The organism is Corynebacterium sp. SCR221107, assembly GCF_027886475.1.
In the GTDB taxonomy this organism is placed as follows: Bacteria; Actinomycetota; Actinomycetes; order Mycobacteriales; family Mycobacteriaceae; genus Corynebacterium.
Window position 1 is genome coordinate 13476 of the sequence record NZ_CP115670.1, and the last position, 19690, is coordinate 33165.

Annotated in this window: 21 protein-coding genes, 2 tRNA genes and 1 pseudogene; 10 read left to right on the top strand and 14 right to left on the bottom strand. The window is 57.1% G+C overall.

Going from position 1 to position 19690, the window contains the following annotated elements; genetic code table 11:
* Nucleotides 1-475: 475 nt before the first annotated feature.
* Complete coding sequence (locus PAB09_RS00060) at nt 476-1660, bottom strand: ROK family protein (protein ID WP_271034097.1); 1185 nt, start codon at nt 1658-1660, stop codon at nt 476-478.
* 173 nt (nt 1661-1833) lie between these two features.
* Between PAB09_RS00060 and PAB09_RS00065 the strand changes: the two genes are divergently transcribed.
* On the top strand, nt 1834-2391 hold the full coding sequence (locus tag PAB09_RS00065; RefSeq protein WP_271034098.1) for a flavin reductase family protein: 558 nt from the start codon (nt 1834-1836) through the stop codon (nt 2389-2391).
* 178 nt (nt 2392-2569) lie between these two features.
* Here the strand turns inward: PAB09_RS00065 and PAB09_RS00070 are convergent, their stop codons facing one another.
* The 3 genes from PAB09_RS00070 to PAB09_RS00080 all read right to left on the bottom strand — a co-directional run bounded on the left by PAB09_RS00070 (nt 2570) and on the right by PAB09_RS00080 (nt 4426).
* A complete protein-coding gene (locus tag PAB09_RS00070; RefSeq protein ID WP_271034099.1) occupies nt 2570-3007 on the bottom strand; it encodes a DUF6918 family protein in 438 nt (145 codons plus the stop codon).
* A gap of 758 nt (nt 3008-3765) precedes the next feature.
* Nucleotides 3766-4083, bottom strand: coding sequence for a TetR family transcriptional regulator (locus tag PAB09_RS00075; RefSeq protein WP_271034100.1), 318 nt, complete (start codon nt 4081-4083; stop codon nt 3766-3768).
* A gap of 91 nt (nt 4084-4174) precedes the next feature.
* Complete coding sequence (locus PAB09_RS00080) at nt 4175-4426, bottom strand: CopG family transcriptional regulator (RefSeq protein WP_271034101.1); 252 nt, start codon at nt 4424-4426, stop codon at nt 4175-4177.
* Nucleotides 4427-4675: 249 nt separating this feature from the next.
* Between PAB09_RS00080 and gyrA the strand changes: the two genes are divergently transcribed.
* Nucleotides 4676-7261 carry a DNA gyrase subunit A gene (gene gyrA, locus PAB09_RS00085; RefSeq protein WP_271034102.1) on the top strand — a complete coding sequence of 862 codons (2586 nt, stop codon included), beginning with the start codon at nt 4676-4678 and terminating at the stop codon, nt 7259-7261.
* 2 nt (nt 7262-7263) lie between these two features.
* Entirely contained in the window at nt 7264-7605 is a 342-nt protein-coding gene (locus PAB09_RS00090) for a DUF3566 domain-containing protein (RefSeq protein ID WP_271034103.1), read from the top strand.
* A gap of 81 nt (nt 7606-7686) precedes the next feature.
* Here the strand turns inward: PAB09_RS00090 and PAB09_RS00095 are convergent, their stop codons facing one another.
* Nucleotides 7687-8865, bottom strand: a complete 1179-nt coding sequence (locus PAB09_RS00095) for a globin domain-containing protein (protein ID WP_271034104.1) — start codon at nt 8863-8865, stop codon at nt 7687-7689.
* A gap of 278 nt (nt 8866-9143) precedes the next feature.
* Here PAB09_RS00095 and PAB09_RS00100 point away from each other — a divergent pair.
* The 6 genes from PAB09_RS00100 to sucD all read left to right on the top strand — a co-directional run bounded on the left by PAB09_RS00100 (nt 9144) and on the right by sucD (nt 13089).
* Nucleotides 9144-9217: transfer RNA gene (locus PAB09_RS00100), tRNA-Ile, on the top strand.
* 11 nt (nt 9218-9228) lie between these two features.
* Nucleotides 9229-9301: transfer RNA gene (locus PAB09_RS00105), tRNA-Ala, on the top strand.
* Between the two features lie 100 nt (nt 9302-9401).
* A complete protein-coding gene (locus PAB09_RS00110) occupies nt 9402-9560 on the top strand; it encodes a hypothetical protein (protein WP_271034105.1) in 159 nt (52 codons plus the stop codon).
* 358 nt (nt 9561-9918) lie between these two features.
* Nucleotides 9919-10488, top strand: a complete 570-nt coding sequence (locus PAB09_RS00115; protein WP_271034106.1) for a DUF308 domain-containing protein — start codon at nt 9919-9921, stop codon at nt 10486-10488.
* A 425-nt stretch (nt 10489-10913) separates the two neighbouring features.
* The gene (gene sucC / locus PAB09_RS00120) at nt 10914-12134 is read left to right on the top strand and encodes an ADP-forming succinate--CoA ligase subunit beta (protein ID WP_271034107.1); all 1221 of its coding nucleotides are present in this window, start codon (nt 10914-10916) and stop codon (nt 12132-12134) included.
* Between the two features lie 16 nt (nt 12135-12150).
* The gene (sucD, locus tag PAB09_RS00125; protein ID WP_271034108.1) at nt 12151-13089 is read left to right on the top strand and encodes a succinate--CoA ligase subunit alpha; all 939 of its coding nucleotides are present in this window, start codon (nt 12151-12153) and stop codon (nt 13087-13089) included.
* A 73-nt stretch (nt 13090-13162) separates the two neighbouring features.
* Here sucD and PAB09_RS00130 read toward each other — a convergent pair whose 3' ends face one another.
* The 9 genes and pseudogenes from PAB09_RS00130 to PAB09_RS00170 all read right to left on the bottom strand — a co-directional run bounded on the left by PAB09_RS00130 (nt 13163) and on the right by PAB09_RS00170 (nt 19289).
* Nucleotides 13163-14338, bottom strand: a complete 1176-nt coding sequence (locus tag PAB09_RS00130) for a hypothetical protein (RefSeq protein WP_271034109.1) — start codon at nt 14336-14338, stop codon at nt 13163-13165.
* Nucleotides 14331-14858 carry a DUF4365 domain-containing protein gene (locus PAB09_RS00135; RefSeq protein WP_271034110.1) on the bottom strand — a complete coding sequence of 176 codons (528 nt, stop codon included), beginning with the start codon at nt 14856-14858 and terminating at the stop codon, nt 14331-14333. Before PAB09_RS00135 ends, PAB09_RS00130 begins: the two co-directional genes overlap by 8 nt.
* A gap of 101 nt (nt 14859-14959) precedes the next feature.
* Complete coding sequence (locus PAB09_RS00140) at nt 14960-15130, bottom strand: hypothetical protein (RefSeq protein ID WP_271034111.1); 171 nt, start codon at nt 15128-15130, stop codon at nt 14960-14962.
* A 33-nt stretch (nt 15131-15163) separates the two neighbouring features.
* A pseudogene (locus PAB09_RS13215) lies at nt 15164-15328 on the bottom strand (tyrosine-type recombinase/integrase); the annotation flags it as partial.
* 897 nt (nt 15329-16225) lie between these two features.
* The gene (locus PAB09_RS00150) at nt 16226-17248 is read right to left on the bottom strand and encodes an XRE family transcriptional regulator (RefSeq protein WP_271034112.1); all 1023 of its coding nucleotides are present in this window, start codon (nt 17246-17248) and stop codon (nt 16226-16228) included.
* 11 nt (nt 17249-17259) lie between these two features.
* On the bottom strand, nt 17260-17823 hold the full coding sequence (locus PAB09_RS00155) for a hypothetical protein (protein WP_271034113.1): 564 nt from the start codon (nt 17821-17823) through the stop codon (nt 17260-17262).
* 104 nt (nt 17824-17927) lie between these two features.
* Nucleotides 17928-18395, bottom strand: a complete 468-nt coding sequence (locus PAB09_RS00160) for a hypothetical protein (RefSeq protein WP_271034114.1) — start codon at nt 18393-18395, stop codon at nt 17928-17930.
* A 16-nt stretch (nt 18396-18411) separates the two neighbouring features.
* On the bottom strand, nt 18412-18825 hold the full coding sequence (locus PAB09_RS00165) for an ImmA/IrrE family metallo-endopeptidase (RefSeq protein WP_271034115.1): 414 nt from the start codon (nt 18823-18825) through the stop codon (nt 18412-18414).
* Between the two features lie 8 nt (nt 18826-18833).
* Nucleotides 18834-19289, bottom strand: a complete 456-nt coding sequence (locus PAB09_RS00170) for a helix-turn-helix domain-containing protein (protein ID WP_271034116.1) — start codon at nt 19287-19289, stop codon at nt 18834-18836.
* Nucleotides 19290-19324: 35 nt separating this feature from the next.
* Here PAB09_RS00170 and PAB09_RS00175 point away from each other — a divergent pair, with 35 nt between their 5' ends.
* Nucleotides 19325-19591, top strand: a complete 267-nt coding sequence (locus tag PAB09_RS00175; protein WP_271034117.1) for a helix-turn-helix domain-containing protein — start codon at nt 19325-19327, stop codon at nt 19589-19591.
* The last annotated feature ends 99 nt before the right edge of the window (nt 19592-19690 follow it).

Consider the following 19690-nt stretch of genomic DNA (forward strand, 5'->3'; position numbering starts at 1 on the left):
CTACAGCGGCACGGCAGCCAGCAACCAACGCGCAGGTGAAATGAATGCGGAATGTTGCGCGCAGCAGTGCGAACGCGTCTTTTATGTCACCTCGGTGAGGGCCCGCTTCGCGCCTGCGCGCACGCCAGGCGGGCACCATATAGGCAGCATGAAGGCATCATAAAGGCGCCGGGTAGGTACTAAAAAGACACCAAAAAAGATACGGCCACGAGGATGAGGTTAGCCTTGTATCCTCGTGGCCTTTCATTTTTGCTTGCCGACGCCCTAGGCTCCGCCCGTGCGTAGGCCCTCTGGGTTGGCCCTAAGGAGCAGCTCATAGGTGCGCAATAGAGAGTTCACCCCTGAAGGGTGGTACCGCCTAGCAATGTGTTCCTGGTTGGCTTGGTTAAAGCAATCCGGCGATCGGCTGCGCATAGAAAAACGCCCACGCTGATGCGATGAAACATGCGGGCATGGGCGGGCAGTACTGTGCTAGCTAGACAAATTGGAGGGGATCGGCGCGGAAGCGGTTGAGGGCGACCTGAATGGCGGCGCGCGAGATGATGTTGTGTCCGGCCTGCTGGATGCGCAGACGGGTAGCGGTATGGGCGCAGTCGCGCAGACGGGCGACGGTGGATTTCAAGGTTGCTGGATCGAGAGTGAATGCCTCCCCGGCGAAGACGACAACCTCCGGGTCCACCACGTCGACGGCCGCGGCGACGGCGTCGCTTAAGACCACCGCGCGTTCCTCGAAGCGCTTGCGGATCGAAGGGGAATGGGCCGACAAGGCCACCAAATCGGCGAAGTTGGAGGCACGCAGGCCAAGCCTGGTTGCCTCATCGAGGATGGGGGCAACACTCAGTGGCGAAGTTTGCTCGCCTGGTCCGTGAGCATCGAGGGCCCCGCGGCCGGCGAAAAAGGCGGAAGGGGCTTTGCCGGAATGCGGCTGGTGGACCACCCCGTTAAAGATCCAGGCGTGGCTTACTACCTCCCGGGCGTAGAAATACAAGGTGGAGGGCAACACCGGGTTCGCCCCCGGGGCGGGCAGGCCGTTGGCTTCGCTAAGCGGGGTGTCGGTGACCTCGGATCCTGCCATGGCCAACACGCCGGTGGTAACCGGTACGGGGCGGCCGAAGGCCTGTTCCAAGATGGTGGCGATGTCGACGTCGTGCCAGCCGTACTCGGTGGAGTTGAGCACCCCATCGCGGGTGACATGGGAGGAAAACGCCACACCGATATCAATGGGGTCGGCAAGATCGTGGCCTAAGGCAGCAAGCTCCCGGGCGACGGTATCAATTTGTTCCTCCGGGCTGCGGCGGGTGGTGGCTAAGGAGAGGCGCTTGTGTCTTAAAGTGCGGCCGCCGGCGTCGGCGATGACGATCTCCGTGGAAGAAACGCCGATGTGCGCGCCCCAAAACACGAGGTGACGCCCGTTGATCCCTAAAGTGATGCGCGGGCGTCCCGCGCGCGAGTCCACAACCGCCTTGGGGGAGGTTTCTTCGACTAGGCCGGCGTCGATAAGCGCGCCCACGTGGCGGGTAATGCTTGCTTGGGAGTAGCCGAGTTGCTTCTGGAGCAAGGTTCGGTCGGAGGTTGTCGTTCTAATCTGGTGGAACACCCGTGCCACTGGGGTGGAAGGAAAAGAAAAATAGACAGATCGGTTCTTTATTGCTGTTGTCATGGAATCGTAGTATAGACAGCATGGTTCAAAAACACATTAGGGCCCCGAAAAAACTTGAAAATAGCAGGTAAAAAGGGGGTATTTTGAAATACATTCTGAATGTAAATAACTCCATAACATTCACGATGAAAGGATTTCTAGCCAGTTTCTAGACCACATAGTCTAATAGGGGCATGACTACAGCACTTCTTCATCACGACACCCGCGTTCGGGATCTTCCCGCACATAAGAACGCAAACTTCCTAGACGATGCCCAAGAGGTCACCCTCCGCGAGGCACTGCGACGAGTTCCCACCCCCATCACCTTCGTGGCCGCACAGATTGATGGCCAACCGGTCGGAATGGTTGTCGGCTCCTTCGTAGGTATTAGCCTCGAGCCGGCGCTGGTGGGTATCTATACCCAAAAGTCCTCCTCGACCTGGCCTAGACTGCGCGCATTCCTCAACCAGGGTGGGGAGGTAGGCATCTCCGTGTTGGGTATTGATCATCACGGGGAGGTCTACAAGCTGGCTGGCCCCCAAGAAACCCGCTTCGAGCGCGAATGGGGCATCAAGGGAACAAGCGCCATCTACCTCGATCGTGCCGATAGCTTCCTGCGTGCCAAGGCTGTGTCCATCTCCGAGGTGGGCGACCATGAGTTCGTGTTGCTGCAGGTCGAAAGCGCACACGTGAGCGAGCGGGAATCGCAGGCGTTGGTATTCCACGAGTCTCGAATCGGGCTGGTCAACTAGGTTGACAGCAAGGAAAAAACCACGCAAAGGTGTAGCCTCGGCAACGCCGATCAACCCCCGAATGCCAAAACCCCGGTTTCCTACAGTGGCAGTGACTGTGTGAAACCGGGGTTTTCTTTGCGCTTCACAATCCATACCCCTTTTACGGTGGGCATGGTCCTGAGCTAGGGGAGTTCGCTTAGTCCATATGCTTGACGATGAGCGCGCCAAGCTCCGGGAGAACTGGGTCGATGAAGTCACCGGCCTTGCCGCGGATGGCCTTATAGCCCTTGTCCAGGGCCGGGATGTTGGAGCTGGCAGCGGCCTTATCGGCAACGGAGAGGACGGAGGCTACGACCTCATCCTTGTGAGCTGCCAGGTAGGCGCCGAAGTCGGCCTCGCCGGAGGACTGAAAGCCCTGCCACTGCGGGTCGAGGTTTGCGGCCAGCTCGGGAAGCAGGCGGTTGAGGCCCTTGGGAACGATGTTTCCATCAACCTTCTTCGCGGCCGAAACCAAGCCCTTGAGGGCCATGCCGGAGATGCCGGACTGATTGCTGACGGTGTTCTCCACGAGCGCGCTGAGGTCGGCGACCACGGCTTCGCGCTGCGGGCCGAGGAGATCATTAAGTGAGCTCACTATGTATGCCTTTCGAAATAATTCTCGCGTGCGGGTGGAAGATAAGGATTGTGCATTTTTGTGGCCTCGCCTGGGTGTGGCGAATCCATGTCAAGCCTTAGTCCTGTCCTTGCAACGGTGATGGGATGTCCCCGCCACGCGACATGTACCCCCATATCCTAGCGTTTAGCAGGGTGGAGGCCTAAGTGTGGGCGCGGTGCGATTGGGTGCGCAGGAGTTGGGGCGATTTGCCACGCAGATGGGAAGCTTGGTGGAAGGGCAGATGTATGGGGAAATCGGTGGCCAGCCAAAGCCAATCGTTTCTTTGCTTTCCGACGTCTCCTGTCCGAACCCCTCAACGAAGCAGTGACGGTTACGGTGTAGCCAAGGCTTATCTAGCTTTGGTTTTAAAAATGCAAAGGCGCGATTCCAAACGTGGGAGGAACCCAGTATCGGGATGTTCCCACGATTGGAACCGCTCCTTATTTCGCGTTGTCATTCTTCCGCCGCAGTTAAAGACAATCCCGCGAAAATAGCTCAGGGCGTGTCTTCGCTTTTGGGTTCCGGGGGGTTGCTACAAAGAACGAGCTGCCGAAACGCAAGTGATATCACGAGAAACACTAATTAACTGCAATCACAACAGTCACAGATACTACGGGAAGAAAAACGCTCACCGCAACCAAGAAGCGCCCCTAGTGATGACGGACTTTATCGATGACCTGCGCCGAACAGAGGTGGGAAGGGGTGAAAGTGGAGGTAAACCCTCGTCGAAGTCTCACTTATCTGCGGTCGTTGAGGGCGATAATGACACTGGCCACAACTGACGCGAAGGTGGCATTGCGATCGCTTAAGGGGGAAAGTGCAAGTGCAATTCTTTCCACCCCCCGGGCAAGGGTGAAAACATCCTCTGTGGTGGCAATACCGTGAAATCGTGCGGTACTTGCCCCCGCGATGGCGGCTAGCGCCTGATAATCGCGGACTGTGCAAGAAAAGCGGGATGTCACAATATCGGCGATGGCTAGGACCTGTTCGGGACTTAGTCCGCGCAGAGTTAGGCCAGCAGGACGTGCTGTGTCAGTGGTCTGAGATGCGCTCATTGTGTTCTTCGAGTCGCGGGATGAACGGGGATGGAGGGGGAAAGGGGCGGCGTGGAACCTGTGGGGCAGGTGAGTGAAGAACCTCCAGGAATTAGGCCTGTGGCCGGCGGCCTAAGGGGTGGGGGCCGGTTTCGGCGCGGTGGGGCTTGAGTATTTCGGCGGTAGCGGCGACGTCGTCAAGCATGCTGATGGCAAGTTGGCGCACCTCCTCGTCGGCAAGCGTGCGGGCGGCGGTGGAGACGATCGCGCGGGCGGCGGCCTCTTGCTTGCTGGTGCCGCTTACCTGGGCGAGCAAGGTGAGCGCGCGATCTTGTTCCGGGGTCAACCTCAAAGTCATAGCCATGTCCGCGATGCTAGCGCAGCCAGCCCCGTTTTGGTATCAGAATGATACCGCTTTGTGGTGGTGTGGGCCTCCAGCGGGCAAATGAGGGCTAAAAAAGGGTGAATAAAGATGTTTGTGGATGAAAAATAGCGCGATAAATAGGTCCTGGGCGCCCCCAGACGCCGGGCACCCCGGTAGAATGAGGGGGTCTGTGGGCGCGCCCGCTATGAACGGGTAGCGCCTTGTATGCCAAGAGGAAATAGGTGACATATGAGTGACGATCTCTTAGGAGACGGCTTCGACCGGGTGCGCCCGATCGACCTGAACGAAGAGATGCAGACCAGCTATATCGACTACGCCATGTCGGTCATCGTTGGTCGAGCCCTGCCCGAGGTGCGCGACGGACTCAAGCCCGTGCACCGCCGCATCCTGTACGCGATGTATGACTCCGGCTACCGCCCGGACCGTGGCTACGTGAAGTCCGCCCGACCGGTCTCGGACACAATGGGCCAGTTCCACCCCCACGGTGACTCCGCCATCTACGACACCCTGGTTCGCCTGGCGCAGGACTGGAACATGCGCTATCCGCTTGTCGACGGCCAAGGTAACTTCGGCTCCCGCGGCAACGACGGCCCGGCTGCTATGCGTTACACGGAGTGTCGCCTGACCCCGCTGGCGATGGAGATGGTCCGCGACATTCGCGAAAATACCGTGGACTTCTCCCCGAACTACGACGGCAAGACCCAAGAGCCGGATGTCTTGCCCTCGCGCGTGCCGAACCTGCTGATGAACGGCTCCAACGGCATCGCCGTCGGCATGGCCACCAACATCCCGCCGCACAACCTCCGCGAGCTGGCCGAGGCCATCTACTGGCTGCTGGAAAACCCGGAGGCAGGAGACGCAGAGGCCCTCGAGGCCTGCATGGAACGCGTGAAGGGACCGGATTTCCCCACCGCTGGCCTCATCGTGGGCACTCAGGGCATCAAGGACGCCTACTCCACCGGCCGCGGTTCCATCCGCATGCGCGGCGTGACCTCCATCGAAGAAGAGGGTAGCCGCCAGACCATCGTGATCACTGAGCTGCCGTTCCAGGTCAACCCGGATAACCTCATCTCCAACATCGCGGAGCAGGTGCGCGACGGCAAGATGGCGGGCATCTCCAAGATCGAGGACGAGTCCTCCGACCGCGTGGGCATGCGCATCGTGGTCACCCTCAAGCGCGACGCTGTGCCGCGCGTGGTGCTCAACAATCTCTACAAGCACTCCCAGCTGCAGACCAACTTCGGTGCGAACATGCTCTCCATCGTCGACGGTGTGCCACGCACCCTGCGCCTGGATCAGATGCTGCGCCTGTATGTCGATCACCAGATCGAGGTCATCGTGCGCCGCACCCAGTTCCGCCTCGACGAGGCTGAGAAGCGCGCCCACATCCTGCGCGGTTTGGTCAAGGCGCTGGACATGCTCGACGAGGTCATCGCGCTGATCCGTCGCTCGCCGACCGTCGACGAGGCCCGCACCGGCCTTATGGCTCTGCTCGAGGTCGACGAGATCCAGGCGAACGCCATCCTAGAGATGCAGCTGCGCCGCCTGGCAGCCCTGGAGCGACAGAAGATCATCGACCAATTGAAGGAAATCGAGCTCGAGATCGCCGATCTGAAGGACATCCTGGCTACCCCGGAGCGTCAGCGCGCCATCGTCCGCGACGAGCTTGCGGAGATCGTGGAAAAGTACGGCGACGAGCGCCGCACCCAGATCGTCGCCGCCACCGGCGAGGTCACCGAGGAAGACCTCATCGCCCGCGAGAACGTGGTGGTCACCATCACCTCCACCGGCTACGCAAAGCGCACCAAGGTCGACGCCTACAAGTCCCAGAAGCGTGGCGGCAAGGGTGTGCGTGGCGCGGAGCTCAAGCAGGACGATATCGTGCGTCACTTCTTCATCAGCTCCACCCACGACTGGATCCTCTTCTTTACTAATTTCGGCCGTGTTTACCGCCTCAAGGCCTACGAGTTGCCTGAGGCTTCTCGCACCGCGCGCGGCCAGCACGTGGCTAACCTGCTGGAATTCCAGCCGGAGGAGCGCATCGCCCAGGTCATCCAGATCCAGAGCTACGAGGACGCCCCGTACCTGGTTTTGGCAACAGCCCAGGGTCGCGTGAAGAAGTCGCGCCTGTCTGACTACGACTCCGCCCGCTCCGGTGGCCTGATCGCCATCAACTTGAACGAGGGCGACAAGCTCATCGGTGCCGCCCTGTGCTCGGACGAGGACGACTTGCTGCTGGTGTCGGAGGAAGGCCAGTCCATTCGCTTTACCGCCTCCGACGAGCAGCTGCGCCCGATGGGTCGCGCGACCGCCGGCGTGCGCGGCATGCGCTTCCGCGGCGACGACCAGCTACTGTCCATGTGCGTGGTGCGCGAGGATGGTTACCTGCTGGTTGCCACCAGCGGCGGCTATGGCAAGCGCACCGCTATGAAGGAATACTCTGCACAGGGCCGCGGTGGCGTGGGTGTTGTCACCTTCAAGTACAACCCGAAGCGTGGCAAGCTCATTGGCGCCCTTGCCGTCGATGATGAGGACGAGATCTTCGCCATCACCACCGCCGGCGGCGTCATCCGCACCGAGGTCTCCCAGATCCGTCCGTCCTCGCGTGCGACGATGGGCGTGCGCCTGGTCAACCTGGAAGACGGCGTGGAGCTGCTGGCCATCGACCGCAACGTCGAGGGCGAGGGCGAGGAGGTTGCCGAGGCCGTCGCCAAGGGCGAGTCCGAGGGGCCTGCCGACAAGGCCCGCCAGGAGTCGCTCCTCGACAATGAAGCCGAATCGGGCGCGACCCCTGATGTCGACGGTGAGGAGTGAGAATGGCCAGTAACAAGGTAGCGATCCGCTACGTTTCCCCGGTGTCGGCATTTAAGACCGCACTTGCCATCAACCTGGTGGGATTGGCTGCCTGGGTGATCTGCGTTGTGTTGGTGTACTTCGGCCTTGATACTGCGGGCATCTGGGTACAGGTCAACGACATCATCGGTGGCATCGGTGGGGAACAGGCCATCACCTTTGGCCTCGTACTCTCTGTTGCCAGCCTCATCGGCGCCATCGTGGCTCTGGCGCTGGCCGTTCTCGCGCCACTGGCCGCGATCGTCTACAACGCAGTTGTCGACCTTTTCGGTGGCGTTCAGGTCACCTTGAGGGACGAAGACTAACTGAAGATACCTCTTCACAATAAAGGCCCGGTAATCCCTGTATCCAAGGATTACCGGGCCTTTACCCGTGTGTGAAACCTGCTAGCTGACTAGCCAATCGTTCGGGCTAAACAGCTCAAAGTGGATGCGCGCCGGGTCCACGGTGGCGGCCGTGAGCTGCTCGCGAATGTCTTGGAGGAATCCGTTGCCGCCGCAGAGGTAGATCTCCGCACCCTCGGGCAGGTGCTCTGCGATGCTGAGGCGGTCGCCTTCCTTGCGATAAGCAACGACCAGCTGGGCGTCGGCAAGCGAAGAAACCAATGCCGCGACGTGCTCGCGCTGCGCATAGGCCTGCTCGGAATCGTCGGCATGCAACACGGTGACGGCGCGGCGAGAACCCGTGGTGGAAAGGTGCTCAAGCATGCCGACCATGGGGGTCGAGCCAATGCCTTGGGAAACCAAGACGACGGGGGCGTCGGACTCGTCCAGCACGAGGTCACCGGCCGCGAGTGTGGTCTCGATCTGATCGCCAACCTGGACGTTATCGCGCAGGAAGGTGGAGACCTCGCCATCGATCTGCACGGCGATGCGGTAGCGGTTCTCGTCGCCGGTCAGCAGGGAGTACTGGCGCAGCTGACGGGCGCCGTCAGGCAACACCACGCCGACGGAAGTGTACTGGCCAGGCCGTGGGGCAACGAGCGCGCCGGAATCGCTGGTGAGCTCAAACTCGTAGACGTTGTCGGTCAACTGGCGCTTGGCCGTGACGGTGACCGGGCGGAAGACATCGCCAGCGGCAACGTCGTTGGAGGCGTAGAGAGCCTCTTCGTAGTCGATGAGCACGTTGGCCATCAGCCAATACACGGCATCCCAGGCCTCTGCAACATCCGCGGTGACCACGTCGGCGCCGAGGACCTCGACGATGGCTGCGAAGAGGTGATCGTGGACGATCTGGTACTGATCGCGGGTGATTCCCAACGAGACGTGCTTGTGCCCGATGCGGGCGAGCATCTCCACTGGATCTGGTGCATTCGGGTCAACGAGCATGCTGGCGAAGGTGGCGATCGAGGCTGCTAGCGCCTTTTGCTGATCGCCCTGCTTCTGATTGCCTCGGTTGAAAGTGTCCGCGATCAGCTCTGGGTGGGCGGCGAACATCTTCTGATAGAAAAGCGGGGTGATCTCGTTGATCTTGGAGCCGACCAAAGGCAGGGTGGCCTTGATGGTGGCTTCGTGCTCGGGGCTAAGCCGCGCCTGCTTGGTCTGCGGCTCGGAGGCGATGAACATATAGCAATCCTTGAATGGACGAGGAGTGCAGCCGCTGACAACAAAGTGACAGCGAATGCAGTTGATCGATTCACGAAAGGTGGCCAGGAGCCACGTCCGTGATTGTCGGCGCAAGTCGACGACACCCCACGGTACAGGAATCCGAACAGGTCATGCGTAAACGCGTCTATCGGCACAAGGCTGCTGCCATGAGCATGAGTTAGGCCCCAGGAAATATGTGATTACCTGCTGATTTGCCAATGATTGAAATCAATGTGTAAAGTTCTATCTCGTTCCCAGGGCCTATAGCTCAGTCGGTTAGAGCGCATCGCTGATAACGATGAGGTCGCAAGTTCGATTCTTGCTAGGCCCACAAGGAACAATGGGGCATTAGCTCAATTGGTAGAGCATCTGCTTTGCAAGCAGAAGGTCAGGAGTTCGATTCTCCTATGCTCCACAGCCCACACACCCTAGCGGAAGAGATTTCGCTAGGGTGTTTTCTTTGTCCTTAAGGGCTAGATTCCCGATACGCTTATTAGCCCGCATCCGGCATCATCATGCTTGCCGACGACGCCACGGCGGATGGCGGACGCCAAATTGCCCCCGATAGTGTGTATTCATGGGGTGGTCGTCAAATTGCTGAAAGCGCCACGATTGTGCAAAAAACTGCCCTGAAAAGGTATTTTGTATTCAAAACCATTGTTGCGATGGGTTAGGGATAGCAGTGGTGTTAGGAGGAAGGGGGCGTGGGAAAGCAGTCTTGCAAGACGACCGCACGGACGTAAGGAAGCGCTGGTCAAGGGGGCCTGTGTGCGTCGGCAAGCACCAACGACGCACACAGTGAACGCGCCTGCAGTAGAAAAAGATGACAATCCACGCATCGCGGAAACGAGGGAAAGAGGCGAGAAGGCGATGGGGGAGCATCATTGGCTCCGCGGACGGGGCGCGAAGGAGGCCTCATGCCCGTTGTGGACGTGAGACCCACAACCAATATTGGGCATAAAATGGGCCTTGTTGATGAAGTCTACATCACACTCCGGAGATGCTAAGTCCTATAACGAATAGAGGTGCATCGTGGAAATTTTCGTCTCCGATCTTCGCGAACAAGGTCGCGCCTATCTGATCATAAGGGGGTTTTTGGCCCTCGCGGCGGGCATTGCCATCATCATCTGGCCGGGCATTTCGCTCGATGTCATTTCCTTCATTGCGGCCGTGTGGGTGGCCAGTGATGGATTGATCGCCATCTATGCCTACTTCCGGGCGCGTCGAATCTCCAAGCTAGGGCTTGGGCTTTTCCGCCCCAGTGGATTCATGCTGCTAGAAGGTATCTTGCAGCTTATGGTCGCCGTCATCTTCGTGATGATGCCCACCGTCTTTGGCGGAGTCATGCTTGTGTTCTTCGCGCTGTTTGCGATCTGGCTGGCGGTGGTGAACATGACGGTCGCGCTTGGTATGCGCAGCCTAGCGTTGCCACGCTGGTGGGTATTCTTCCTCGTGGCATTCTTGGCGCTGCTGGTGGCTGTCGTGTTCATCGTCTACCCGATGGAGTCCATCACATCCATCCTTTGGTTCGTGGGAATCACGGTGATACTGCAGGGAGCCGCACTGCTGGCCGTGGCTTTTGCCGATGGTGGGGTGAAGTAGGAGTCCCACTTGTGTGAGCTTAAGAAATAATTCCGGCCTTGAAGGAGATCCTGGTCGGAATTTTTCTCATTTCAGCGCAGATTCCTCACGCAAACCACTGCTGTCACTTGGCGGCGGAAAAATGCAATCCTCGCGGCTGGGTAGGCAAAGGATGCACTCGAATGCCGGAAAAGGACCGGCCAAGGACGCTAGCGGTACCGCCCACGGTGGTAGGGTGCCCCCATTCTCACAGTTAGCTAATGTGCGCCTTTCCTTGCGTGGTGAGTGAAAGTGCAGACACACGTCCAAGCGGCAAAGAATTTGCAAATTCTTCCAAGTTTCGTTCGCAATTGGTGTGAATAACTTGTTGCGGGCGACCGGTGTTTTCCCCATCATTGTGGTCATATTCATTAACAAAACAAACAAAACTACATGAAGGAGGAGGCGTGGATCTCTACGAGTACCAAGCTCGTGACCTTTTTGAAGCCCATGGCGTGCCCACCTTACGCGGTATCGTAGCCACCTCGGCCGTCCAAGCTCAGGAGGCGGCTGAGAAGCTGGGCACCCCAATAGTCGCGGTAAAAGCACAGGTCAAGGTCGGTGGACGTGGTAAGGCCGGAGGGGTCAAGCTTGCCCACAGCCCGCAGGAGGCCGCAGCGGCAGCGGAGAACATCCTCGGGCTGAACATCAAGGGGCATACGGTGCGCAAGGTGATGGTGGCAGCAGGCGCCGACATCGCCGAGGAGTACTACTTTTCTATCCTGTTGGATCGCACCAAGCGCCGCTATCTTGCCATGCTCTCCAAAGAGGGCGGTGTGGAGATCGAGCAACTAGCCGCCGAAAACCCATCCGCCCTCATCCGCCGCAGCTTTTCTCCGCTGGATGGTCTCACCGACACCCTCGCCCGTGACATGGCCTACGAAGCGGGCTTTGCCGACAAGGATGTGGCCAAGCTCGTGCCGGTGCTCAAGAAGCTGTACCGGGTCTATACGGAAGAAGATGCCACACTGGTTGAGGTCAACCCGCTAGTCAAGACCTCAAGCGGCGAGATCATAGCCTTAGACGGCAAGGTCACGGTCGATGAGAATGCCAGCTTTCGCCAGCCTCAACATGCGAGCTTGAAAGATCACGGCGCCATCGATCCTCTCGAGGTCAAGGCGCAGAATATGGGGCTGAACTATGTCAAACTGGATGGCAATGTTGGTGTGATCGGCAATGGCGCGGGCTTGGTCATGTCTACCCTCGATGTCGTTGCCTATGCGGGCGAAGACTTACCGGGCTGCCCCAAGCCAGCCAACTTCCTTGACATCGGTGGCGGTGCGAACGCTGAGGTCATGGCCAATGGGCTCGAGGTGATCTTGAGCGATAGCAATGTCCGTTCCGTCTTCGTCAACGTCTTCGGCGGCATCACGGCCTGTGATGAGGTGGCAAAGGGCATCGTGCAGGCCTTCAAGATCTTGGCGTCGGCGGGCATCGAGCCGAAGCCGCTGGTGGTGCGTCTCGACGGCAACAATGCTGAACTCGGGCGCCGGGTCCTCACCGAGGCAAACCTGCGAAAACTAGAGCAGGTCTCCACCATGGATGCCGCCGCGCGCCGGGCTGCCGAGCTCGCCGCTGATAGTCAGCTCTTGGCCGAGACCGACCTTATTGGCGCGAACGCACGTTAGAAAAGGATTACTCATCATGGCTATCTTCCTTGATTCCAGCTCCCGCATCATCGTCCAGGGCATGACCGGTTCGGAGGGGCTCAAGCACACCAAAAGAATGCTCGAAGCCGGCTCCACCATCGTCGGTGGTGTCAACCCCCGCAAGGCTGGAGAGACCGTAAGCGTTGAGGGTTCAGACATCCCCGTTTTTGGATCCGTACGTGAGGCGATGCGGGCCACCGACGCCAACGTCACCGTCATCTTTGTGCCCGCTCCTTTTACCAAGCAAGCCGCGGAGGAGGCCATCCGCGCCCACATTCCATTGGTGGTCATCATCACCGAAGGCGTGCCGGTCAAAGACACCGCTGAGCTTTATGCGCTGGCGCGGGAATCGGATACCCGAATCATCGGCCCAAACTGTCCGGGGCTGTACTCCCCGGAGCAGTCCAACGCAGGCATTATCCCTGCCGACACCGCGCCGAAGGCAGGGCCGATCGGGCTGGTGAGCAAATCCGGCACCCTGACCTACCAGATGATGTACGAGCTTGCGGACATCGGCTTTTCCACCTGCGTTGGTATCGGCGGCGATCCGATCATCGGCACCACCCACATCACCGCGATCGAGGCTTTCGAAAACGATCCCGATACCGAGGTCATCATCATGATCGGTGAGATCGGTGGCGACGCTGAGGAATACGCGGCCGCCTACATCAAGGAACACGTCACCAAGCCGGTTGTTGCCTACATCGCCGGATTTACCGCACCGGAGGGCAAGACCATGGGACATGCCGGGGCGATTGTGTCCGGTAGCTCGGGTACTGCCCAGGGAAAGAAGGACGCGCTGGAAGCCGCCGGAGTAAAGGTGGGCAGAACCCCGTCCCAGGCCGCGCAGCTTGTTCGGGAGGTGCTGGAACTCGGTGGAAAGTCCCAGCAAAAGGGGATAAAGACGCAGGAATTTGCCTCTTTGTCCACCTAACACTCGAACCTATGTCACTGGGACAATTGACCAGCGTTTATGTTCGGTTTTTGACGGTTTTGGCTATTTTTGGCTATTTCCCATCTTCGTCCTCAAACAGAGTGGGGGGAGCGCTGAATTCAAGTGGGTGTCGAATAGTCAGCCTGTTTGACTGCTTTAGAACACTTCCTTGAAAGTACACTTTGTCCGATGCTCGGAACCACCTGTAGAACTCATCAAGCCGCGCATTGTCAACATCGTGGTGAACAACTTCAATGGTTGCACGACGACCTTCGCCCGGATTCTTTCCGCCGCGGTGTGCATCCATCACTGTGATTACAGATCCGTTGTCCTCTCGGATGATGCCCTTGATTATTCCATCGAGTGGCTCGGGCTCAGGCGCCGTCGGTTTGAAACGCTTGGATACTGACGTGAGAAGATCGCGCGCATCATTAGGAACAACGAATTCTGTAGGAAGGTTCTTGGCTTCTGGAGTGATTGAATGCGAAGGTGCCCATTGAAACTTTGCGTATGCATCGGAGCCGTCGGTTGGGATGAGGTCAGTTACGGCGGTCAGGAATTCTTTCGAAATACCAGATTCAACTAAGTCTCTGATGGCATCCCGACTCGTTGGCTCTTTATTCGGGTCAATGACTTTCTCAAACATTTTCTCGAATGCCAAGGCGACGGTTTGGGTTACCTTGCGGTATTCAGTCGGCACTACATGGGCTTGTCCACTCAGATCATGCGATGTCTGTGGATCTCCGACCTCAACGTAGACAGGTAGAACGTAAGACCCTTGTTCGGTGAAACCGGCTTGAATCTTATGGAAAAGCCTTTTCGATGAAGCCGGAAAAGCATCGCCAATTACTTCAGTAGGGCTCTGGCACGTGATTGAGGCTGCCCTGAAGATTCGACCAGTACCAGAAAACAGTCGGCTGACATCGCTTAGAGGGGCGGTAGATACTCCGAGGCTTTTTTCAAGATTGACATTGATCGCGAACCGTGAAATATCGACAGTCCTGAATTCGATTTCATTTCGGATGTCGAGTTCGGACATTCTGAAATGGTCGCTTAGTCGCTTCAAAAGTCCAGAAACAGCAATTGGGTCGGTCTCAAAGTGCTGAGGAATACCTATGAGAGTTTCGAGTTGGGAATCTTCCATCGGGCCCCAGAGCGCGCCCATTGGTCCCGTGGACTTTTCAGTCCAAGACTTCGAGGACAGCCAGGAGGTCAAACTTTCATTCGAGAGAAAATGCTGATCAGTCATTTCCGTCTCCTGTTCCTGGTAGGCCGAAAGATTCAATCACGAGCGAGCGCCAGAGCGCAACCGAATTGGGTCCGATCGATTGATCTTTTGGAAAGTGAATGCGTCTCGCGGTCGTGCTTCCTGTGGCTAAGTGGTTTCGGGAAAAATCATCAACTCGAACCCAATGGGAGTCACATGTAAATAGAGTTCTGCTTTTCTCGAATTCTATCCACTTAGACCGTTCTTTTTCATGGATGACGGTGAGCACCAAGATGACAGGTATGCGAGATTGAGCCCACTTTTCCATCCACTCGTATTCGAGGTCGAACGCGTACATGCCTTTGGTTTGAATCGGCGATGCGGTTGACTTCAACTGAACCCGTAGGTCGGCCTCTGGAAAGGCAAAAGTGCAGTCTTTGGCGAGGTGATCTTGTCCGGGGCTAGTTAGCGACACCTCTACAGCGCTGTGCGCGGCAAGAGCGTATGCCAGCCCCTGACCGATTACCTCTTTACAGGCATCTTCAGACAAGACCGTGCCCATAGCCCTGCCTCCCAAGTTCTATGTCGATGGAATATCAAAAGGACAGTATATGGCAGGAATGGGCAGGATTAGGCAGGATTGTGGCAATATACCCACAAACGTCACACTACTGCCATCGCCCCAATATCCGGCGCATCATCACCAACGTCGTTAGCCTCCGCCAACTGCTTGCGAGCCTCCTCTGCCGGCAATCCATCTCGCATCAAATCCAGCACATCGGCCACTTCATCCAAATCACCATCGAACAGCGACGCATACGTGTCCAAAATCATCACAGCGGAGGCGTGCCCCAATTGCTTCTGCACGACCTTCACATTCGCGCCAGCCGACACCAAAAGCCCCGCCGCTACATGCCGCAACCCATGCGGGGTGATGCGCGCCGGGATGTCTCCGTTTGCCAGGCACTTTTCGACGGCAGCGGCAAACCATGTTTTGTGGCCGGGGGACCATGGGGCCGCCGTTTCGCCCAGGCCAGATTAAGACGTCGGGGTCAATGTCGGTGATGAGGTCGGCGAGCATGTTGCAGACGAAGGTAGGCCCGGCAACTGTGCGCTTTTCGTGTGTCTTTGGCTCGCCGTAGATGCGTTTGGAGTCGTCTCGAATCATTGCCCTCACGACCTTGATTCGACGCCGTTTGAGGTCGATATCGCGTGGCCGCAGGACGCAAAGTTCGCCCCATCGTAGTCCTGTGGTTGCGAGCACCCAGATGATCTCGGGGTATTTTGCGGCGCCCGCGAGCTTTGCCACCTGTTCGAGTGTGAGGAAGACTTGGTCGGATTTCTTCCTCCTCGGTAGTCGCACGCCGCGGGCGGGGTTTGATGGGATGAGCCGGTCTTTGACACCGATTTCGAGGATCTGCGCGAGCACACTGTGACACCGCCTCACCGAGGACGCGGACATTTGTCCATCAAGGCTTGCGACCCATTGCTGGACTTGCGAGTGTCGGATCCGGCCGATCTCAAGATGTGACCAGGTGTCCTCGATGTGGGTGTGGTACGTGATGGTCATGAGATTTCGGGTGGAGATCTTCATGTGGGTTCGAGTGGCGAGCCATACTTCGCCGAGCTCGCCTACGGTGGTCTCGCCTAGGACTGGTTTGATGAAGGTGCCTTTGTTGACCTCTGACTCGACATCTGCGACGAATTCACGCGCCAATGCCTTTGTCCTAAACCCGCGTTTTTGTGAGGCGACACCATACTGGTCGACGTACTGGACTCGGTAGAGGGTGCCGTGTTTTTTCGTGGTGTACTCATGGATCGACGCCATTTTGGGTACACTGCTCCTGTCTGATCTCGTGTAGGGGTTGGACCGCCCTTCACCTGACTTGCTTGCCGGCGGACAGGTGAAGGGTATTTGCTTTTGGTTGTCTATTGCTTATGCAGAGTTGTCACAGTTGCTAGACCTTCGTTCGTCAATTGATGATTTTTGATGTTGTTGGAAAGTAAGTCGATCGGGTTAATGTAGACGTTTTCAAGGAGAACGTCGACGGGTTCGGTGATGTTCCATCCGCGGCCTGCGATTTGCATTCGTAGGCTGCGGTAGCGTTTGTAGTCTATGAGTTCGAGTTCGTGGGCACGTCGGACGATTGCTTGGATGGAGTAGCCCCATTGAGCTTTGAGCTCGGCGTAGTCCTTTAGCGTGAGCTCTGGAGTAATTACAGGCTTGAGGAGAGCGCGTGGCATGAGGAAGCTGGCAGCGAAAATATCCGCCTCCTTTTCCATCTGGGATTTGTCGGAGCGGAGTGTGTTTGCGTGAAGTATCAGGTGGCCGAGTTCGTGTGCGAGACTGAATCGATAGCGGTCTCCACTTCGTTGTTGATTGAGCGCGATGATCCTCAAAGCCGAGTCGGTCGGCGTTGAAACTCCGTCAAAGTTGGTCCCTTCAACGACGTAGTCAGGCAGTGAGGTAACGAGGATTCCGTGGTCGTTCAACACTGTGGTGAGGTTTGGGATCATTGAATCTTGATCAATCCCAAAGTGATCCCGAGCTCGAGAGGCGAATTCTTCCAGCATGCGGAGGCTGAGGTCGCCTTCGAGATCAGCTTTCGGAATCGTGGGAAGGTCTGACGTTACCTCGGGGTACTGTCGGCGGAGATAATGCTCAGTGATGGAAAAAGCTGTAGCTATCTTGTCTGCGTCTGCGCGGCCTTCGCGTGCTGAGCGGAAGAGTAGATCGGGTGCTGCGTAGAAGTGGATGGGTTCATCGAAATATTCGGCGCTGACTCCGGTTTGAAACCGCGCGGTGTTGATGAGCTTTGTGCTGGGGGGTCGGTTTTGTCGCTCGACGCTGCTTAAGGTGGATTGGGCGACGCCTAGTTGCTCGGCGAATTCCCCCTGGGATCGTCCGAGGAGCAATCGTAGGTGTTTCAGGTTCGAGCTGGGGGTTGGCATGAGTTGGCTTTCTAGTTTCCGAAATCGAAGCGGGGCGAATCAGCGTGGGTAGGGATGAACATTGTAGTTGTCAGTGATTCTGGTTTTGTGAGCAGCGGAATTTTCTCGGACAACATGGTGGCTTCTTCGAGAGGGCCTTCGTTGTCGAACATTTGGAGCGAGATCAGTTTGAGCGCATCGGTTCCGGGCTTTGCATATTTCCAGAAGAGGACGATGCGAGATTGTCGCTCGATGAGTGGCCTTTGTGGGGATTCCTCGTTTGTTCCATGGCGGAACCCTTCTGGTCGGCGGAAGACGAGGGTGACGTCGTCGTCCTCGAAGCGGAGACTCAGTGGAAACATGGATTCGTCGATCTTGAGCCCACCGAGTCCGCTTTCGTGGAATTGCTTGTGAAAGGCTACCACCATGGGATCCCTGGTCAGGTTGCGGTACCGGTTGATGTATTCGCCGTAGGGGAGCAAGTCCCGCATGCGTCGTCCATCGGCCATTGCCTCCCGTAGGGCATCATGGTCAGCTTCAAGATTGCGGAGTACCCGCCTCATTGTGAACAGGTTTTCGTCGATCGTATGGGCCATGCGACTATCCTTTCATGTAACAGTGTGAGTGGAATTTTAAAACTACATCGAAAATATTACTCGAACTGTTACATATTGGGGAGGAGGGCGGGATGTGGTGAAAGCTACCGATTCTTTTGCCGCTTCTCTAGCTGGCGTTGTCGTTTTAGCTCTGCTTTTACAAGGTTGATTTCTTGTTTCTCTTTAGCAACTTGTGGTCGTTGGTAAGACGATCCAATTCCCGCCGCTGTAAACATAGTGCCTGACAGGACCGCGACCAAAATGCCGTAAGTGGCATTTATGGTCACTCCCTCCAGGATCTTGGCCAGAAACTGTTGAAGGCTTTCGTAGTCATTCAGTTTGTAAGTAAGAAATCCTGCGAAAATTAGGGAAAGGCCAATTCCAATCAACTTGATTGTCTTTTTGTTTTCGCTCCGTCGCAAAGCTGATAGCAGCTCTTTCCGACGCTCTAACTCCGCTTCCAGCTCTCTAACTGAGAGTGATCGAATGTCTCGGGAAGCATTGATGTTGTTTTGGTTGAAGTCGCCATGAAAACGTGCGTTGCCGAAGTTATTTTCAATATTTTGTCCCATTTTCTCGTTCCTTTGGTTAGTAAATCCGACACCAGGAATACATATCGATTTTCCCGGCTTCATAAAGCCTGCTCCATACCTCGAAGAGATCGGGCGTGACGCCGAGCTCCGCACAGATCTCCGACGGCGCCCACCCAGATTCATGAGCAATCCGCTCGACCTCGTCGTAGTCAATAAGCAGCTTCGCAGCGAACTCATCCGCCTCACGCTCTGCCCTCGGCGACGAGCAATCATGGCCGGCATCTGCATGCCCGAGCTCATGAGCGATCGCGCACCGACGAGTCACCGGATCGAGACCCCACCGCACCACAATCGAGCGCGAATCAGCATGCCAGCACGCATTCAAATCCACTCGAAGATCCGGGCGCTCAATGAGCTTCACGCCCATCCGCTCACACATCGCCTCCAAGCGATCTTCCACAGCAGACACAGCTGCCCCTAGCTAAAGCTTTCCTCAATCGGTGCCGTCCGTTTCTGAGCAGCTACCTTGAACTCGCCGGAATTGATCTTCGCGACGATCTCATCATCCGACAGCTCTTCAGCTTCCTCCGCTGGAACATCAGCAACCACAACACGCTTCGCAGCGCGCCGGGCATCGAGCTCATTTGCAGGCTTTTCGACGGCCATCGTAGTTTTGCTATCTCTCTGAATTTCGCGTTCTGCAGCTTCCAGAATTTCGAACATCGAGATATCTAGGGCAGTGCAAATTGACTCGAATTCATCAATGGTGATCGCACGGAATCCTCGAAGCTGCTTTGAAAGCTGACTCTGTGAAATGCCGGTGATGCTTTCGATTTGAGCTTGGGTCAACCTTTGATGTGCCTTACGGGCGTTTAGCTGGCGTGCAACAGCCTTTCCGAGGGCATCAACAGACACTCGTTTTTTAGTGCTCATGCTGGCAATTATTCCGAAGTGGCTAAAAAGTGCAATTGAACTATCTTGAGAATATGCCAAATGAACTAAGGTTCAGATCGGAGGCAGTGGCGATTGAGGTTCGAGCCGAACTCGCCAGGCAAGAAAAAACCATTAATCAGGTCGCAGATTACGTCGGAATGCCGGTTTCGACCATGCGGCGCAGCGTCAAAGGGCAGCGACCATTCACGATCGACGAGCTTGGAGCAATCTCCGAGTTTCTGGGAATTGGAATTGTCCAGCTCTTGAAACGTTCCGATAGAGCGCCAGGCACCGCCGCCTAGGGTGTCGACAAGCAAACAGGAAGGAGGAACAGGTCATGAGCTTCGTCGAGCAAGCTACCGAAAAAGCTCCGATTGTCTCCAGAGATTTCGACCTCGCTG

Coding starts and splice junctions, on each gene's coding strand:
- PAB09_RS00060 (WP_271034097.1), bottom strand. CDS start 1,660: ATGACAACAGCAATAAAGAACCGATCTGTCTATTTTTCTTTTCCTTCC.
- PAB09_RS00065 (WP_271034098.1), top strand. CDS start 1,834: ATGACTACAGCACTTCTTCATCACGACACCCGCGTTCGGGATCTTCCC.
- PAB09_RS00075 (WP_271034100.1), bottom strand. CDS start 4,083: ATGAGCGCATCTCAGACCACTGACACAGCACGTCCTGCTGGCCTAACT.
- PAB09_RS00080 (WP_271034101.1), bottom strand. CDS start 4,426: ATGGCTATGACTTTGAGGTTGACCCCGGAACAAGATCGCGCGCTCACC.
- gyrA (WP_271034102.1), top strand. CDS start 4,676: ATGAGTGACGATCTCTTAGGAGACGGCTTCGACCGGGTGCGCCCGATC.
- PAB09_RS00090 (WP_271034103.1), top strand. CDS start 7,264: ATGGCCAGTAACAAGGTAGCGATCCGCTACGTTTCCCCGGTGTCGGCA.
- PAB09_RS00095 (WP_271034104.1), bottom strand. CDS start 8,865: ATGTTCATCGCCTCCGAGCCGCAGACCAAGCAGGCGCGGCTTAGCCCC.
- PAB09_RS00110 (WP_271034105.1), top strand. CDS start 9,402: ATGCTTGCCGACGACGCCACGGCGGATGGCGGACGCCAAATTGCCCCC.
- sucD (WP_271034108.1), top strand. CDS start 12,151: ATGGCTATCTTCCTTGATTCCAGCTCCCGCATCATCGTCCAGGGCATG.
- PAB09_RS00130 (WP_271034109.1), bottom strand. CDS start 14,338: ATGACTGATCAGCATTTTCTCTCGAATGAAAGTTTGACCTCCTGGCTG.
- PAB09_RS00135 (WP_271034110.1), bottom strand. CDS start 14,858: ATGGGCACGGTCTTGTCTGAAGATGCCTGTAAAGAGGTAATCGGTCAG.
- PAB09_RS00140 (WP_271034111.1), bottom strand. CDS start 15,130: ATGATTTTGGACACGTATGCGTCGCTGTTCGATGGTGATTTGGATGAA.
- PAB09_RS00150 (WP_271034112.1), bottom strand. CDS start 17,248: ATGCCAACCCCCAGCTCGAACCTGAAACACCTACGATTGCTCCTCGGA.
- PAB09_RS00155 (WP_271034113.1), bottom strand. CDS start 17,823: ATGGCCCATACGATCGACGAAAACCTGTTCACAATGAGGCGGGTACTC.
- PAB09_RS00160 (WP_271034114.1), bottom strand. CDS start 18,395: ATGGGACAAAATATTGAAAATAACTTCGGCAACGCACGTTTTCATGGC.
- PAB09_RS00170 (WP_271034116.1), bottom strand. CDS start 19,289: ATGAGCACTAAAAAACGAGTGTCTGTTGATGCCCTCGGAAAGGCTGTT.